The organism is Pauljensenia sp. C0170B4, from assembly GCF_056590235.1.
Genome location: NZ_JBWPVS010000005.1, coordinates 220,914 through 237,982 on the forward strand (window position 1 = coordinate 220,914; position 17,069 = coordinate 237,982).

A 17,069-nucleotide genomic window follows, 5' to 3' on the forward strand; every position below is an offset into this window, starting at 1 on the left:
TACACGCGATCGCGCTCAGTGAACTGTCCAGCCAATGGCGACGAATGGGCGGACTCGCTTCGACGGCTAATATGGGGGAAGAGGAAACGTGGAGTTTTCCCGTATGACCGATTGTCAATTTCGACCGAGGAAGCAGGATATGGCTGACTGTGCTCCTGAGCTCAATCCGCTTGACGGTGAAGCGGTGAGCGCCCTCGTCACTGATGCGCTGGCGCGTATCGGTGAGGCGAGTTCGCTGGCCCAACTCAAGACCGTTCGCACCCAGGTGATGGGTGATCAGGCACCCCTGATCCAGGCTAACCGCACGATCGGGTCACTGGACCCCGCTGACCGTGCGCAGGCAGGCAAGACACTGGGCGGTGCCCGCAAGCAACTCGCCACTGCGCTGTCCGAACGTGAATCAGTGCTGCGCGACGAAGAGGAAGCCCGCGCGCTGGAGACGGAAGCCGTGGACGTAACGGTGCCGACCGGGCGCCAGAGTCTGGGCGCGCGTCACCCTCTGGAAACCTTGATGGAGGAAGTGGCTGACCTGTTTGTGTCGATGGGATGGGACATCGCAGAAGGCCCGGAAATCGAGCACGAATGGTTCAACTTCGATGCGCTGAACTTCGACATTGACCACCCAGCTCGCCAGATGCAGGACACCCTCTACGTCGATGGTCGCTCCGTGGGTGGTGACCACGAGGATGACGGTCACCTGGTGATGCGCACGCACACCTCGCCAGTTCAGGCCCGCTCCATGCTCGCTCGCGGTGTTCCGCTCTACGTCGCATGCCCCGGTAAGGTATTCCGCTCCGACGCGCTCGACGCGACACATACACCTGTTTTCCACCAGGTTGAGGGTCTGGCAGTTGATCGCCACCTGACGATGGCGCACCTGAAGGGAACGCTGGATCACTTTGCGCGCCAGATGTTCGGCCCTGACGCGCGCACGCGATTGCGCCCCAGCTTCTTCCCCTTCACTGAACCGAGCGCCGAGATGGATCTGTGGTTCCCGCAGAAGAAGGGCGGCCCCGGCTGGATTGAATGGGGTGGCTGCGGCATGGTCAACCCAAACGTGCTGCGCGCCTGCGGCGTCGACCCTGACGAGTATTCCGGTTTCGCATTCGGCATGGGTATTGAACGCACGCTCATGCTGCGTCACGGCATCGCTGACATGCACGACATCGTCGAGGGAGACGTGCGCTTCTCCCAGCAGTTCGGACTCAACGGAAGGGGACACTGAACATGCCTATGGTTCCATTGTCGTGGCTTCGTGACCACGTAGAAATTCCCGCCTCCGTGACGGTTCCGCAACTGGCCGCAGCGCTGGTGAAAGTGGGCCTGGAGGAAGAAACAATTCATCCCGCCCGCGTGACGGGCCCGCTTGTCGTGGGCAAAGTGCTCACACGCGAGCCGAAAGAACAATCCAACGGCAAAGTCATCAACTACTGCCGAGTCGATGTCGGCCAGCACAACGACGAGCCGGGAACTGGGAAAGAGCCATCTGACCTGCCCAGTCGCGGCATCATCTGCGGTGCTCACAATTTTGATGTGGGCGACCTGGTGGTCGTCAGCCTGCCGGGCGCAGTTCTGCCCGGCCCCTTCGAGATCTCTGCCCGCAAAACCTACGGTCACATCTCTGATGGCATGATCTGTTCGGAGCGCGAACTGGGCCTGGGGGAGGACCACAACGGCATCCTCGTTCTGACCGACAAGTTCGATGCCGACCAGATCCCCGCTCCCGGATCAGATGTGATCCCACTGCTGGGACTGGGGGAAGAAGTCCTCGAAATCAATGTCACTCCGGACCGTGGCTACTGCTTCTCCATGCGTGGCGTGGCGCGCGAATACTCCCATTCAACGGGAGCAGCCCTGACTGACCCCGGTCCGCCCGATGGCCTTGACCTGCCCGAACACTCCGACTCAGCTTTGAGCGTGGAAGTTGAGGACAAGCGCCCGATCCGCGCCCACGTCGGGTGCGACCGCTTCGTTACACGCATCGTGCGCGGCGTCGACACGCACGCTCAGACGCCCAAATGGATGGTGGAGCGCCTGGAGATGGCAGGCATGCGCTCAATCAGCCTGCCCGTCGACGTCACCAACTACATCATGTTGGATCTGGGCCAGCCGATGCACGCTTACGACCTTGGTTCTGTGGCAGCACCCATCGTGGTACGCAGAGCTGAAAAAGGTGAGCGTCTCGTCACCCTCGATGGTGAAGATCGCGCACTGAACGACGAAGACCTGCTTATCACGGATTCTCCGCAAGGCCAGCATGGATCGCGCATTATAGGACTTGCCGGAGTGATGGGCGGCCTCGACTCTGAAATCACTGAGGGGACGACAGACCTGGTCCTCGAAGCTGCGCACTTTGATTCCATTTCAATTGCGCGCACGTCCCGACGCCACTTCCTGGCCTCTGAAGCCTCGAAGCGTTTCGAACGCGGTTCGGATCCGGCGATTCCGCCCGTCGCGATTGCCCGGGCTTGCGCGCTGCTTGAAGAATACGGCGGGGGGCAGGCTGACCCCCACGTGTTCGAGGTCAATACCGTGCCCGAAGCTCGACCGATCGACATGAAAGTGAGTGAGACGCAGCGCCTGACCGGACTCGAATTGCCTCCGGCACGCATTCGCGAACTGCTGGAAACAATCGGTTGCCAGGTTCATGGCGAGGACAGCGAGGCCCAATGGCAGGTGACACCTCCGAGCTGGCGACCTGACCTGACCGGGCCTGCCGACCTGGTCGAAGAGGTCGCGCGCCTGCACGGATACGATGAGATCCCGTCAATCCTGCCGCAGGCCCCTGCTGGATACGGCTTGACCACGGCGCAGAAGGCTCGTCGTGATGTCGCACGCGTCCTGGCCAATGCTGGACTGACCGAGGTAGAGTCCTACCCCTTCATGTCCACTGCTGCCCATGACCGCCAGCAGCTGGCTGCCGATGACCCGAACCGTCAGGCAGTGCGCCTGCGCAATCCGCTGGCCGACGATGCGCCGCTGCTGCGTACACGCATCCTGGACACGCTGCTCGATGTTGCCGGACGCAACATGTCACGCGGTATGAACCACATCGCGGTCTTTGAGATTGCGAAGGTTGTGCGCCCGGCAGGAACGGTTCCATCTGATCTGCCGTCCGCTGAGCAGCGTCCCTCTGCCGAGGTGGAAGCTCAGCTCCAGGCCGGCGTTCCCTCGCAGCCGTGGCATGTGGGAGCAATCTTGTGCGGAAATGCCACAGGTAACGGGGTGTTCGAGCAGCCCCGCGTCTACGACTGGGCCGATGCCATCGACCTCGTCTGGCGCGTCGCACAGTCACTGGGCGTCAAGGTGGAAACAGCACGCGGCTGGCTTCCTGAATCTACCCCTGTGCGCAAGGGGCCGCCGATGCCTCAAGCGAGTAGTGACCCGCACGCAGTGGCACCGTGGCATCCAGGCAGGATGGCGCAGGTTTTCGTCCGCAACGGCAAGATACTGACTGTTGTGGCGCGAGCCGGCGAACTTCACCCGCGTGTATGTGAGGCATTCGGTTTACCCAAGCGCTCATGCGCACTGGAGCTGGACGTCGACGCGCTGGTGGCGCATATGGCGGAAGAACCAATCCAGGTGAGCGGCGTGTCAACGTTCCCGGTGGCAAAAGAAGACTTCGCACTGGTTGTCGCCAATGACATTCCTGTTGCTCGCGTTGCTCAGGTGATTCGCCAGGCGGCAGGTGCCCTGGCCGAAGAGGTATCCCTCTTTGACATTTACGAGGGCGACCAGGTTCCCGACGGTCACCGCTCGCTGGCCTTCACTGTGAAACTGCGTGCCGATGATCGCACGCTGAGTGCAGATGAGGTTACGCGCACACGCAACGACATCATTTCTCGCACAGGTAAGACGCTCGGGGCCCAACTTCGCGCATAACAAATGCGCGAATCGTGATCAGTGCGGCCGGTGCGTGAAGCGCCGGCCGCACTTGCGCATACGCGTGTGCTCGGGCGTTAGTCCTGCTCAGAGTTTGAAACGTATGCACAGCAGGGCAGAATTTGCGACTTCTTGAACGATTCGGCTCACATTGGCGCGCCAAAGCGTCCATACTGGGATTATGAAAATCCTCGTCACTGCTTCGTCAAAACATGGTGCAACCCGTGAGGTTGCCGAACGTATCTCTGACCGTCTGCGCTCGCACGACCTCGATGTCGAGATGATCAATCCGGAGGACGTGAAATCTCTGGAGTCCTACGACGCTGTTGTGTGCGGCTCAGCCGTGTACATGACGCAGTGGATGGCGCAGGCGAACGATTTCATGGAGCGTTTTCGCCCGAACCTGCTGTCGATGCCAGTGTGGGCTTTTTCAGTGGGCCTGTCCGGGGTGCCGAAGCATTCGCTGCAGGACCCCTCGCGCATTGGCCCGGTGCTGATGAAGGTGCCGATTGTCCACCACCAGAAGTTCCCGGGTCGCTACGACCCCTCGCGCCTGTCACTGCGTGAGCGCACTATCGCGCGCCTTGCCGGTGCGGTCGAGGGCGATTTTCGGCCGTGGGACGAAGTGGATCAGTGGGCAGATGAGATAGCACAGGATCTGAAGTCGGGTAATACGGCACCGCAGGAGTCGGACGCTCAGTAGCCCTGGTGTCCATATAGAGGACACCCGTTATGCAAATTATGCATGACTGTGTATAGTCATGCATATGAATTTTCGGGCAGCTATTGCAGGAGTATCGGGATACGCAGGAGGCGAAATCGCACGCCTCCTTACCGCGCATCCTGACATCACGCTCAGCATAGTTACGGGAGCATCTTCCGCCGGCAACACCCTGGCACAGATGCATCCGAACATCACCGGGCCCCAAGGTGCGCTGGTGATCCAGGAAGCAACAGCCCAGGCTCTCGGCGGCGTTGATGTGATTTTCCTGGCCCTGCCACACGGACACTCCGCCCGACTTTCCGATGAACTCGCACGCGCAGGCACGTCAGCACTGATCATCGACTGCGCTGCCGACCATCGACTGACCGATGCAGACGAATGGCATCGCTACTACGGCACCGACGCAGCCGAACCGTGGACCTATGGAATGCCAGAATTGCTGCACAGCGGCGAAACACAGATGACACGTCAACGCGACGCCCTCGCACACGCCGGTCAGATCGCCGTGCCCGGCTGTAATGCGACAGCAGTCACCCTGGCAATACAGCCAGCCATCGCCGCGCACATCGTCGAACCCACCCTATGCGCCACCTTGTCAGTGGGTTATTCAGGTGCCGGCCGATCACCCAAACAGCATCTGCTGGCCTCCGAGGCACTCGGCGCGATCGTGCCTTACGGCGTGGGAGGAACCCACCGGCACATCCCCGAAATCATCCAGAACCTGCGCATCAGCGGGGCGGATGACGTTCGCCTGACATTCACGCCCGTTCTGGTCCCCACAGCTCGCGGCATCGTGGCGACAGTGGTGGCACCGCTGCAAGCATCCGTCAGTGCAGATGACGTGGCCCACGCCTACAGCATCTACGATAATGAGCCGCTGATCGGTGTCAGCCACGAGGCACCCTGGCCGTCCACTGCGCCTGTCAACGCGACCGGCTGTGCCCTCGTCAATGCAGTGATTGACGAACGTGCCCACAGTCTTGTCACTATCTGCGCACTCGACAACCTCGGTAAAGGAACTGCGAGTGCAGCCATCCAGAGCGCAAACCTTGCGCTCGGCCTGCCTGAACTGACCGGAATCCCCACCATCGGAGTGACACCATGAACCAGACAGCACCATTGGCCGGCGTGACAGCACCTCAGGGATTTCTCGCATCAGGGGTTCACGCAGGGATCAAAGCCAGCGGTAACCGTGACGTCGCCCTTGTCGTCAACACCGGACCGACCGAGCTTCGCGCCTCGGCAGCAGTCTTTACCTCCAACCGTGTCGCCGCTGCTCCCGTCCATCTTTCCCGCGCACACTTCGCCGAGGGCACTGTCAGTGCCGTCGTGTTGAACTCCGGGGGAGCGAACGCCTGCACGGGCGAGCAGGGCGCACGTGACGCCCAACAGATGGCCGACCACGTCGCGCAGGCACTCAGCCTGACCGACAGCATGCAGGTCGGTGTGTGCTCCACCGGTTTGATCGGTGAGCTGCTGCCGATGGAGGCAGTAATCAGCGGAATTGATATGGCGGTGGGCGAACTTGCTGATACGCCTGAAGCGGGAGCCAACGCTGCCGATGCCATCCGAACCACCGATACGGTGAACAAGACGATTGAGATTCATGCAGACGGCTACACGGTCGGAGGAATGGCAAAAGGTGCAGGTATGCTCGCGCCGGCACTGGCGACCATGCTGTGCGTCCTCACAACCGATGCAGTCGTTGACCAGCGTGAACTTGACGCCGCCTTGCGTGAAGCGGTCCGCACGACGTTTAACCGCGTGGACTCAGATGGATGCCGCTCCACCAATGACACGGTCATTGCACTGGCTTCTGGAGCATCCGGTCACCACGCCGATGCGCAGAAACTGACCGAACATCTGCGCAGCGCCTGCGCAACGCTGGCACGCCAGCTCATTGCGGACGCCGAGGGCGCCACTCATGACATCGACATCACCGTGCGCGGTGCACACAGCGAAGAAGCCGCCGAGATTATCGCCCGTGCCGTCGCGCGATCGAACCTGCTCAAAGCCGCCATATTCGGCAATGACCCGAACTGGGGGCGAGTCCTGTCAGAAATCGGCACAATCCCTGAAGAGATCGCACCATTTGACCCGGATGCCATTGACGTGAGTTTCAACGGTGTGCAGGTCTGCCAGGCAGGGGGAGTGGGGCAGTCGCGAGACCTCGTCGACATGACGGATCGGCAGGTCAGTATTGAGGTCGATCTGCACAATGGTTCAGCCAGTGCCACCGTCATCACCTCCGACCTGACCTACGACTACGTCCACGAGAACAGCGCGTACTCATCATGACCACACTGACAGCGCGGGATAAGACCGCTATTTTGCTGGAAACAATGCCGTGGCTGCGTCACCACCGCGGCAAGTATGTCGTGATCAAGTATGGCGGCAATGCGATGGTGGACGACTCACTCATGCACGCATTTGCCCAGGATGTCCTTTTCTTGCACCAGTGGGGTGTCAAGCCGGTCGTCGTTCACGGCGGTGGTCCTCAGATCAACCAGATGCTGTCCCGGGTGGGCCTTGATGCGCCCTTCACCAAAGGGCTGCGGGTCACCACCGAGGACGTCATGGAGATTGTGCGCATGGTGCTGATTGGAAAAGTACAGCGCGAACTGGTCAGCCTGCTTAACGTTCAGGGTTACCAGGCCATCGGACTGGCAGGAGAAGACGCGGGTCTGTTCCAGGCTCAACGCACACCCGCATGGGTCGATGGTGAAGCCGTCGATATTGGATTGGTGGGAACTATTACCCACGTCAACGCCCAGCCACTGATGGCGCTGGTGGATTCGGGTTTCATCCCGGTAGTCTCCTCCGTTGCACCCAACCAGGATGCGCCATCTGGAGTGCTCAACATTAACGCCGATTCTGCTGCAGCAGCACTGGCTGGCGCGATCGGTGCTGAAAAGCTCATCATGTTGACCGACGTGGAAGGACTCTACGCAAACTATCCGGATCCAAACTCTCTGATCAGTCGCCTCTCGCGCAGTGAACTGGCCGCCCTCGTTCCCACCCTTGATTCGGGGATGGCGCCGAAGATGACTGCTGCGCTGGCCGCCCTCGAACAGGGTGTGCCGCGTGTCCACGTCATCGACGGCCGCCAGCCGCACTCCATGCTGCTGGAAGTCTTTACTGACGAGGGCGTCGGAACGATGATCACCGCTGACGGAAATGAAGGGGAGGATCAATGACCTGGGAAAATCGCTACCATGAGGCGCTCATGGACACATTTGGACCTCCTCAGCGTATCCTCACGCGTGCACAGGGCTGCACGGTTGTGGACGACACCGGAGCAGAGTACCTGGACCTGCTGGGCGGAATTGCCGTCAACGTGCTGGGACATTGCCACCCGGCCATTGAGAGCGCAGTGAGTACGCAACTGGCAACACTGGATCACGTCTCCAATTTCTTTGCCACACCGCCGCAGATTGAACTGGCCGAACGCGTTCTCGGCATCGTGTGCGCGGACGCCGTTCCAGACGGATCACGTGTCTTTTTCACCAATTCGGGAACGGAGTCCAACGAGTGCGCCATCAAAATGATCCGCACCTGGGGCAACAGGAAGATCGACGAGGGTACCAAGGGCTTTTCTGCCGACACGACACCTCGCATCATTGCGTTGACTGGCGCATTCCACGGACGCTCAGCGGGCGCACTCTCAGTGACCTGGAAAGAGGCTTACCGCACGCCATTTGCACCGTTGCTCGAAGGAATCGAATTCATTGAGCCGAACAATATGGACGCACTCGAGCGCCACCTGACCCAAGGCGTGGCAGGCATCATCGTTGAACCCATCCAGGGAGAAGCAGGCGTCTACCCGCTCAGTGATGAGTACCTTCAGGCCGTGCGTCGGCGCTGCAATGAGATCGGCGCACTGATGGTCGTTGACGAAGTACAAAGCGGCATGGGACGCACCGGACAGTGGATGGCGCACCACCACGCAGGAATCACGCCCGACGTCGTCACCCTCGCCAAAGGACTAGGTGGAGGCATGCCGATTGGAGCCTGCGTCGGTATCGGCCAGGCTGGATCGATCCTGACCCAGGGAATGCACGGCACGACTTTTGGCGGCAACCCGGTGTGCGCCGCCGCAGGCCTGGCCGTCATCGACACCATCGAAAACGATGCGTTGCTGGCACACGCCCTCACACTGGGTGAACAGTGGCGCGCCGAACTGCGTGAGACAGGCGGAGCGGCGGTGCGCGAGGTGCGCGGACGCGGCCTGCTTATTGCGGTCGAATTTAATGAACCGTGCGCCAGTGCGCTTGTGCGCCATGCAGCTGACGAAGGATTTATCATTAATGCGCCAAACGCCCATACAATCCGTCTGGCACCACCGTTAACGCTGTCAGACCAGCAGGCTCAGTCCTTCACTGAGGCTCTGCCTGCATTGGTTCACAGCGCCCGGCAGACACTCGGCCACGCACACAAGGAGGACTGATGACAGACCACGCCGGCCCTGACACGCAAGGCATCCCGTCGTCACGCACCGCTCGACGCGGAGCCATTGTGGACATCCTTGCCGATCAGCAGATCTCCTCTCAGAAGGAACTGCGTGAAGCACTGGCCGTATTGGGTATCGAAACGACGCAGGCCACTTTGTCACGTGACCTCGTGGAGATGCACGCCACGAAGATTCGCATGGCCTCAGGTAAACAGATCTATTCAGTGCCGGACCTGGACGGAGAACAGACGCGTCGTGGAGAAGAATCACTGGCGCGCCTGGAGCGATGGGCTCAGGACCTGCTCGTTGCAGTAGACACCGCCGGCACATTCCTGGTTGTGCGCACACCAGTGGGCGCAGCCAACCTGCTCGGATCAGCCATCGACACCGCGCGGCTCGAGGGAGTCGTTGGCACCGTGGCAGGAGATGACACTATTTTCGTCGCATGTCGCAGCACTGAGGACGCCGTGAAACTTCAGTCAACACTGATCGCACTGGTCGAGCCTCGTCAATAAGCGTGAATCATTCGAGTACGACAATCAAAGGGTAGAAACGAAATGAGTGAACACAAGGACCGCGTTGTACTGGCCTACTCCGGTGGGCTTGACACCTCTGTTGCAATCGGCTGGATCGAACAGCAGACAGGTATGGAAGTGGTTGCCGTTGCCGTTGACGTGGGGCAGGGCGGCGAAGACCTGGAGGTGATCCGCCAACGCGCCCTCGACTGCGGTGCCGTGGAAGCATACGTCGCAGATGCGAAGGAAGAGTTTGCTTTCGACTACTGCATGCCCGCGCTGAAAGCCAACGGACTGTACCAGGGGCGCTACCCCCTCGTATCTGCGCTGTCACGCCCGCTGATCGTTAAGCACCTGGTGCGCGCCGCACGGCAATTCGGCGCCACCACCGTGGCACACGGCTGCACCGGCAAAGGCAACGACCAGGTCCGCTTCGAAGTATCCCTCACATCGATGGCTCCTGACCTGAAAACGATCGCTCCCGTGCGTGACCTCGCGTTGACCCGCGACGTGGCCATCGACTACGCCAACAAGCACAATCTGCCCATTGAAACGACGAAACACAATCCCTTCTCGATCGACCAGAACGTGTGGGGTCGTGCCATCGAAACAGGGTTCCTTGAAGACATCTGGAACGCGCCGACCAAGGACGTGTACAACTACACCGACGACCCGACCTACCCGCCACTTCCTGACGAGGTAGTCATCACCTTCGAGCAGGGTGTCCCCGTCGCCATCGATGGGCGTGCCGTGACTCCTCTGGAAGCCGTTCAGGAAATGAACCGCCGCGCTGGCGCGCAGGGCATCGGCCGTATCGACATTGTCGAGGACCGCCTGGTGGGCATCAAGTCGCGTGAAATATATGAAGCACCAGGAGCCGTGGCCCTGATCGCCGCTCACCAGGAGCTTGAAAACGTCACCGTCGAGCGCGAACTGGCACGCTACAAGCGCCGCGTGGACGAACGCTGGTCCGAACTCGTCTACGACGCGCAGTGGTACTCACCGCTCAAGAATGCGCTGGACGCTTTCATCGAGAACACGCAGACCTACGTCAGTGGTGACATTCGCATGACGCTGCACGGTGGGCGAGCAACGGTGACAGGTCGACGCTCCGACTCCTCCCTGTACGACTTCAACCTTGCGACCTACGAGACGGGCGATACCTTCGACCAGTCCCACTCGCGCGGCTTCATTGAAATCTACGGAATGAGCGCCAAACTGGCAGCAGCCCGCGACGTGCGTTTCGGACGCGGTGTGAACTTCGACGAGGACGCGCACTAGTCGGCGCTTCCTCTCGTGATCGAACCGTAACCGGATCGTTTCTAAAGAGCGTCCGACTCCTCATCGAACCGATTAGGACTTACCCCCGGTTTTTCGTACCCTCGTATTCTGAGGCATCGAAGCCGGGGGTTGTCCCTGCCCACGGCACGAACCTCCGCTTCTTCATTTCACCACCAGGTTTTCGAGGGGACACATGGCGCACCACCTTGCGATCGCATCCTCCTCGTCACGGCGTCTTCTTGACCGGACAGTGACGAGGGAGGCTTCCTCGGATGAGCGCCCTCGTGAGCTGCGCGTCACCATGTCGTCTCCGCTGCGAAACGCCGGCTGGGCGCTCAGCACCTTGACGTGGTCAATTCGCAGAGCACGCCTGAATGCAACACTTCGGTGGGGTGCTCACGCCAACGAATACCTCGAACCCATGATTGCCTGGGTCTTTTTCCTGACATTCAGCGGAACGGGATTTCGCGCGCTGATCGGATGGGTCGGATACGGCATCATCGTCGTGCTGTCCGCAGCAGTATTCATCGCGATGTTTGTCATTGCGGGGCGGCGCGTGACGATCCGCCGTGTCCCGTGGACGATCGCGGCATTCCTACTGGTGTGCTGGATGTCAGCCCTGTGGGCCGAGTATCCGGGGATCTCAGCGTTAGCATCACTGGGCAGCACACTGAGCGCTCTCATTGGAATCATGATCGCCATCGCGGTGCCGCTGGAGCGCCTCATCGACGCGTTCGCCGCAGCGATGCGATGGTCGGTGGGAATCAGCCTGGTGATGGAGCTATGGTGCGCCATCTTTGTCGGCCATCCGATCGTTCCTGTGTGGCTGCGCGGCCAGAGTAATGTAGGCGCCACGCAGCTGTGGACTGAATCCGCACTGTTCAGAGGTGGCCCCATCCAGGGGTTTGTCGGCAACCGCAACCCACTGGCCGCAATCGCACTGTTCGGCATCATCTGCACGGTGATTCAGCTCCGCGCGCGACGCATGAGCTCCAGGCGTGCCCTCACATGGTTCGCCCTCTACGCGGCGACACTGGCGCTGACACGGTCAGCTACCGTTTTTGTGGCGCTGCTGGCATGCGCCGGAGTATTCCTGGTTGGAACCGTTCTACGGCGCGTGCGCGCGCACAGGCGGCAGCGCGTCCTGCGAATTTCGGCGATGGCTCTGCTGATCGTCAGCGTCGTCGGAGCGCTCCTGTACGCCCCGATCGCTGAGTTTATCGGTCGCGACGCAGACCTGACGGGACGCTCTGACATCTGGCGTGCAGTGTTTGAGCTGTGGAAACAACGGCCCATCGGCGGGTGGGGATGGGTCATGCTGTGGCCACCGTGGATCCCGATGTATCGCGATCTGGTAATCCGTCAGGACGGCGCGCCTACGCCTCACGCCCACAACGCATTCGTGGACGTGTCATTCCAGACCGGACTCATTGGCCTGGCCGTCTTCGTCATTGCCATCTGCGTCATCGGTATTCGCGTCTTGCGCGTTGCCATTCGCCGTATCGACGGTGACGTGTACTCGCTGGCACCGGCACTGATGATGACGGCCATTTTGGTGCAGTCCCTCACTGAATCGCGCCTCCTATTCGAAGGCACATGGATTCTGTTCGTCGCCCTGGCCACATGGCTGGTCGTCAGGGTCGAACAGGAAGACAGCGAAGTGGGCGTGGGGGTATTGTCCCTGCCGGTCCCGCCTAGTCCTGGTCAACGGGGTCGCGCACCACAGGACACGACATACAGCGCGGACCGCCGCGGCCGCGTCCCAGCTCAGCCCCCTGAATCTCGATGACATCGATGCCTGCGCGGCGCAACGCAGCATTACACAGCGGGGAACGATCATAGGTAATCACCTTGCCAGGTGCAATCGCCAGCGCATTGAAACCGTCATTCCACTGCTCGCGATCCACGTCGGAGAAGGTGCCATCCGGACTGATGAAACGCAACGAGCGGCCCATCAGCACTTCCAGTGCGCGTCGAAGATCGTAATGCATATCCTCGACGATCGGAGCGCCCCCATCGGGGCCGGGTCGCAACGTCATCGTGCGCACGTCACCCAAGCGCGGATACAGCAAGAAAGCATCCCGGTCGACCTGCGTCAACACTGTGTCCAAGTGCATGAAGGTACGCACATGCGGCAATACGACAGCCAGGACCGTGTGGGCGTGACCGGCCTCGAACATTTTGACAGCCAAGCGCTCAACACCTTGCGGCGTGGTGCGTTCCGACACGCCAAACACACCGATCCCATCGCCCACCACCAGAGCGTCGCCGCCCTCGGCACTGCGAATAGCACCTGATGTGCCGCGCGACCACCAGTGGAAATCCCAGGGGGCAAAACGTGGATGGTACTGGTAGATAACCGAATAGTGCAGCGATTCGCGCTCGCGCGCCAGACGTGACATCGAATTGACGGCCACACCACCGTGAATCCACGCAGACGCATCCCTCGTGAACAGGTGGTTTGGCAGGGGACGAATCAGGAAATCTTCATCTTCGAGCGTGCGTGTCACCAGCGAGCGCACAGGCGACACACTCTTCCACTCATCGACCGTCAAACCGTCCACACACATGGCGGTCAGGCGATCTGCCGACAGATCCGCCGTCCATTCGCGCAGCGCAGGGGTGAGCACCGGTCCGAGCCGGCGTTCATTGAGCGTACGATCCAGTACCGCCTGGCGGGCCTGCTCGTGGTGCAGTGTCTGCGACAACAATGTGCGCAGCTTGTGCACCTCGATGCCTTCGCCCTCCATGACTTCGACGAACTGATCGTGCTCAGCTCGTGCACGGCCCGGATCCATCAGATCATCAAAAAGAAGCTCAGCATGATTGAGGGGAGTGAGCCGTTCGACTTCCTGACCGGGGCGGTGCACGATCACCTCACGCAGCCGACCGATCTCGGAATCCACACGGGGATTGACGTCCACTGTTCCTCCTCACATTGCTGCAGTGCTGAGTATATGCATTTTGTCTGTGTCGATGTTGGCATCGCGGCGTGCGAACAGGCATCATGAAACTATGAGCGCAAACTCGACATTTGATGCAGCACAACGCCAATCGTCTCCCGCCCGTCCCGTCGCATTGTGGGGTGGACGATTTTCAGGCGGCCCCTCTCAGGCGCTTGCCAGATTGTCCGTGTCAACTCACTTTGACTGGCGGCTGGCCCAGGCTGATCTGGCCGGCTCGAAAGCTCATGCACGCGCCCTAAACAGAGCAGGGCTGCTGACCGACGAAGAACTGGACGGCATGGAATCCGCCCTCGACGAACTCAGCGCAGAAGTCGCATCGGGCGCCCTCGTCCCTGACCCTGATGACGAGGACGTGCACACTGCGCTCGAACGCGCATTGATCGATAAAGCGGGCGCTGAACTGGGTGGGAAGTTGCGCGCCGGCCGCTCACGCAACGATCAGATCGCTACGCTCATCCGCATGTATCTGCGCGACGAGGCGCGACACATTGGAGCGCTGACACTTGACGTTGTGGACGCGCTGCTCGAACAGGCTCGCCTGGCGGGGGATGCGATCATGCCCGGACGCACTCACATGCAGCACGCGCAGCCCGTTCTGGTCGCCCATCACCTCGGCGCACATGTGTGGCCCTTACTGCGCGATGTGGAACGTCTGCGTGACTGGGATCAACGAGCTGCCGTCAGCCCGTACGGTTCGGGCGCACTGGCAGGAAACACGCTGGGAATGGACCCACAGACCATTGCCGAGGAACTGGGCTTTACCGACAGTGTCGCCAACTCTATCGACGGCACAGCTTCGCGCGACGTGGTTGCAGAGTTCGCCTTCGTCATGACGATGATCGGAATCGACCTATCGACCCTGTGCGAAGAAATCGTCATCTGGAATACCCGAGAATTCGACTATGTGACTCTGGATGATTCGTTCTCCACGGGCTCATCGATCATGCCACAGAAGAAGAATCCCGACGTGGCCGAACTGGGACGAGGCAAGGCCGGGCGCATGATCGGTGACCTCACGGCGCTGCTGAGCGTCCTCAAGGGAATCCCGCTGGCTTACGATCGAGACCTGCAGGAAGATAAAGAACCTGTCTTTGATCAGATCGACACGCTTGACGTGCTGCTGCCGGCCATTGCCGGAATGGTCTCCACAATGCAACTGAACTTCGAGCGAATGGCGCAGCTTGCACCACAGGGTTTCTCGCTGGCTACAGATATTGCCGAGTGGCTCGTCAAACAGGGAGTGCCTTTTAGAGTGGCGCACGAACTGTCCGGTGCGTGCGTGCGCCAGGCAGAGTCACGAGGCGTGGAATTGTGGGACCTGACCGATGACGAATTTGCTGCGATCAGCGAGCACCTGACACCTCACGTGCGCGACGTGCTCAGCGTTGAGGGATCGGTTGCTGCCCGCAATGCCCGAGGAGGAACGGCGCCGGACCGGGTGCGCGAGCAGTTGTCCGAGGCGACCCGTCTGGCCAGCACGCATCGCGCCTGGATTCAGGAGGGCGTGGCGTCGTCTCGTTCGTAGTGGACACGTGTGACGAGGGTGGCCCGACCCGACTAAGCTAACCGCAGTAGGTGAACGTCTGCCTGGCGCGCACCTGAGAGAAGAAAGCCAACACGACCGCGATCATAAGGAGAGCAGAGCGGTGACACAGGATTTAGTGGACGAACTACAGTGGCGTGGGCTGATTGCTCAGCACACGGATTTGGATGCGCTGCGTGCGCACCTGAACGCTGGTCCGGTCACCTTCTATTGCGGTTTTGATCCAACTGCCGCCTCTTTGCATCACGGTCACCTGGTGCAGGTGCTTCTCATGCGGCACCTGCAAAACGCCGGCCACAAGCCGTTGGCACTGGTTGGTGGCGCAACAGGCATGATCGGTGATCCGCGCCTGTCCGGTGAACGCCAGCTTCAGTCACGCGACGTGGTGGGACAGTGGGCGGACAGACTACGCGCCCAGCTTTCGCAGTTCCTTGAGTTCGACGGGCCGGCCGCGGCACGCCTCGTCAATAACCTTGACTGGACCAGCCAGCTGTCCGCGATCGACCTGCTGCGCGACGTGGGCCAGTACTTCCGAGTCGGCACCATGCTGTCGAAAGATATCGTCGCTCGCCGCCTGAATTCTGAAGAGGGAATCTCGTTTACCGAATTCAGCTACCAGATCCTCCAGGCGCATGACTACCTGCAACTGTTCCGGAACTACGGCTGCACCTTGGAAACCGGCGGAAACGACCAGTGGGGCAACATGATTGGCGGTGTGGAACTGATCCGCCGAGTCGAGGGCGCCACCACGCATGTGATGACCACACCGATCATCACGAAGTCTGACGGCACCAAGTTCGGCAAGTCCGAGGGCGGCGCGATCTGGCTGGATCCTCAGATGATGAGCCCGTACGCGTTCTACCAGTTCTGGCTGCAGGTCGCGGATGAGGATGTCGTGAAGTTGCTGAAGGTCTTCACCTTTGATTCCCGCGAACGCATCGAAGAGCTTGCCCAGTCGGTTGCCGAGCGTCCACATCTGCGCGAAGGACAGAAGGAGCTGGCCGAAAAGGTCACCACGCTGGTGCACGGTGCAGATGCAGTCGCTCGCGTGCAGGCTGCGACAGAAGCGCTGTGGGGCAGAGGAGATCTGCGTGAAGTTGACGAAGAGACGCTGGTTGCTGCGACTGGCGAACTACCATCCGGTAGCATTCGCGTTGGCCATGACACGATTGTGGATGCCTTGATTGCGTCGGGCCTGGAGAAAGGCCGCTCTGCTGCGCGCCGTACCGTCGCATCCGGTGGTGCGTATCTGAACAATGTCAAGGTCGAAGACGAAGACGCCCCGATTGAAGCATCAGACCTGCTCGCCGGCGGTCTGGCGCTCATTCGACGAGGGCGCCGCAACCTTGCTGTTGTGCATGCCAATCAGTGAACAAGTGCTGACTGAACCGAGGTGCGTGCAGGTGGCCGTGAACCGGCCTGAACGCGATGCTTGCCACTGACACGGCACGGCTTAGCGCTACGTTGAGAATGTCGAGTGGCGAATCGACGATGCCAGCTGGCGTATTGAGAACATCGACCGGCGCGATGAGAACGTCAACGAGCGTGGTGAGAATGTCAATCGGTACGTGAGACCTGACGAAGGGCCGGGATCTGTGATGCAGATCCCGGCCCACTCATTTGACAGATCGCCCGATTGTTCGTAGAGTATTTTCTTGTCGCCCGGGCGGTGCTGATTGTTTGTGGTTGGTGTTGTTTGTGGTGGTTG

At 60.6% G+C, this 17,069-nt stretch carries 14 protein-coding genes; 12 read left to right on the plus strand and 2 right to left on the minus strand.

What is annotated here, in order from left to right; genetic code table 11:
* Window positions 1-139 precede the first annotated feature (139 nt).
* From pheS to AC1EJ1_RS08415, 10 genes are all read left to right on the plus strand, one after another.
* Window positions 140-1,225, plus strand: coding sequence for a phenylalanine--tRNA ligase subunit alpha (gene pheS / locus AC1EJ1_RS08370; RefSeq protein WP_285015546.1), 1,086 nt, complete (start codon window positions 140-142; stop codon window positions 1,223-1,225).
* A 2-nt stretch (window positions 1,226-1,227) separates the two neighbouring features.
* Window positions 1,228-3,882 carry a phenylalanine--tRNA ligase subunit beta gene (gene pheT / locus AC1EJ1_RS08375; RefSeq protein ID WP_480295675.1) on the plus strand — a complete coding sequence of 885 codons (2,655 nt, stop codon included), beginning with the start codon at window positions 1,228-1,230 and terminating at the stop codon, window positions 3,880-3,882.
* Between the two features lie 181 nt (window positions 3,883-4,063).
* Complete coding sequence (locus AC1EJ1_RS08380) at window positions 4,064-4,585, plus strand: flavodoxin domain-containing protein (protein ID WP_092648639.1); 522 nt, start codon at window positions 4,064-4,066, stop codon at window positions 4,583-4,585.
* Window positions 4,586-4,649: 64 nt separating this feature from the next.
* Entirely contained in the window at window positions 4,650-5,711 is a 1,062-nt protein-coding gene (argC, locus tag AC1EJ1_RS08385) for an N-acetyl-gamma-glutamyl-phosphate reductase (RefSeq protein WP_480295687.1), read from the plus strand.
* Entirely contained in the window at window positions 5,708-6,904 is a 1,197-nt protein-coding gene (gene argJ, locus AC1EJ1_RS08390) for a bifunctional glutamate N-acetyltransferase/amino-acid acetyltransferase ArgJ (protein ID WP_480295676.1), read from the plus strand. The genes argC and argJ overlap by 4 nt, the downstream gene beginning before the upstream one ends.
* Window positions 6,901-7,803 carry an acetylglutamate kinase gene (gene argB / locus AC1EJ1_RS08395; protein ID WP_480295677.1) on the plus strand — a complete coding sequence of 301 codons (903 nt, stop codon included), beginning with the start codon at window positions 6,901-6,903 and terminating at the stop codon, window positions 7,801-7,803. Before argJ ends, argB begins: the two co-directional genes overlap by 4 nt.
* Window positions 7,800-9,053 carry an acetylornithine transaminase gene (locus tag AC1EJ1_RS08400; protein WP_480295678.1) on the plus strand — a complete coding sequence of 418 codons (1,254 nt, stop codon included), beginning with the start codon at window positions 7,800-7,802 and terminating at the stop codon, window positions 9,051-9,053. The genes argB and AC1EJ1_RS08400 overlap by 4 nt, the downstream gene beginning before the upstream one ends.
* Window positions 9,053-9,571: an arginine repressor gene (argR, locus tag AC1EJ1_RS08405; protein WP_480295679.1), complete on the plus strand. Its 519-nt coding sequence runs from the start codon at window positions 9,053-9,055 to the stop codon at window positions 9,569-9,571. The genes AC1EJ1_RS08400 and argR overlap by 1 nt, the downstream gene beginning before the upstream one ends.
* Window positions 9,572-9,613: 42 nt before the next feature.
* Window positions 9,614-10,852, plus strand: a complete 1,239-nt coding sequence (locus AC1EJ1_RS08410) for an argininosuccinate synthase (protein WP_058236924.1) — start codon at window positions 9,614-9,616, stop codon at window positions 10,850-10,852.
* A 193-nt stretch (window positions 10,853-11,045) separates the two neighbouring features.
* The gene (locus tag AC1EJ1_RS08415; RefSeq protein ID WP_480295680.1) at window positions 11,046-12,641 is read left to right on the plus strand and encodes an O-antigen ligase family protein; all 1,596 of its coding nucleotides are present in this window, start codon (window positions 11,046-11,048) and stop codon (window positions 12,639-12,641) included.
* Here AC1EJ1_RS08415 and AC1EJ1_RS08420 read toward each other — a convergent pair.
* On the minus strand, window positions 12,547-13,776 hold the full coding sequence (locus AC1EJ1_RS08420; protein WP_058236922.1) for an arginine deiminase: 1,230 nt from the start codon (window positions 13,774-13,776) through the stop codon (window positions 12,547-12,549). The two genes, AC1EJ1_RS08415 and AC1EJ1_RS08420, sit on opposite strands and share 95 nt — an antisense overlap.
* A gap of 91 nt (window positions 13,777-13,867) precedes the next feature.
* Between AC1EJ1_RS08420 and argH the strand changes: the two genes are divergently transcribed.
* Window positions 13,868-15,343, plus strand: coding sequence for an argininosuccinate lyase (gene argH, locus AC1EJ1_RS08425; protein WP_480295681.1), 1,476 nt, complete (start codon window positions 13,868-13,870; stop codon window positions 15,341-15,343).
* Between the two features lie 121 nt (window positions 15,344-15,464).
* Window positions 15,465-16,733 carry a tyrosine--tRNA ligase gene (tyrS, locus tag AC1EJ1_RS08430; RefSeq protein ID WP_058236920.1) on the plus strand — a complete coding sequence of 423 codons (1,269 nt, stop codon included), beginning with the start codon at window positions 15,465-15,467 and terminating at the stop codon, window positions 16,731-16,733.
* A gap of 87 nt (window positions 16,734-16,820) precedes the next feature.
* Here the strand turns inward: tyrS and AC1EJ1_RS08435 are convergent.
* The coding region (locus tag AC1EJ1_RS08435; RefSeq protein ID WP_480295682.1) for a hypothetical protein at window positions 16,821-17,069 on the minus strand (249 nt) is incomplete at its 5' end.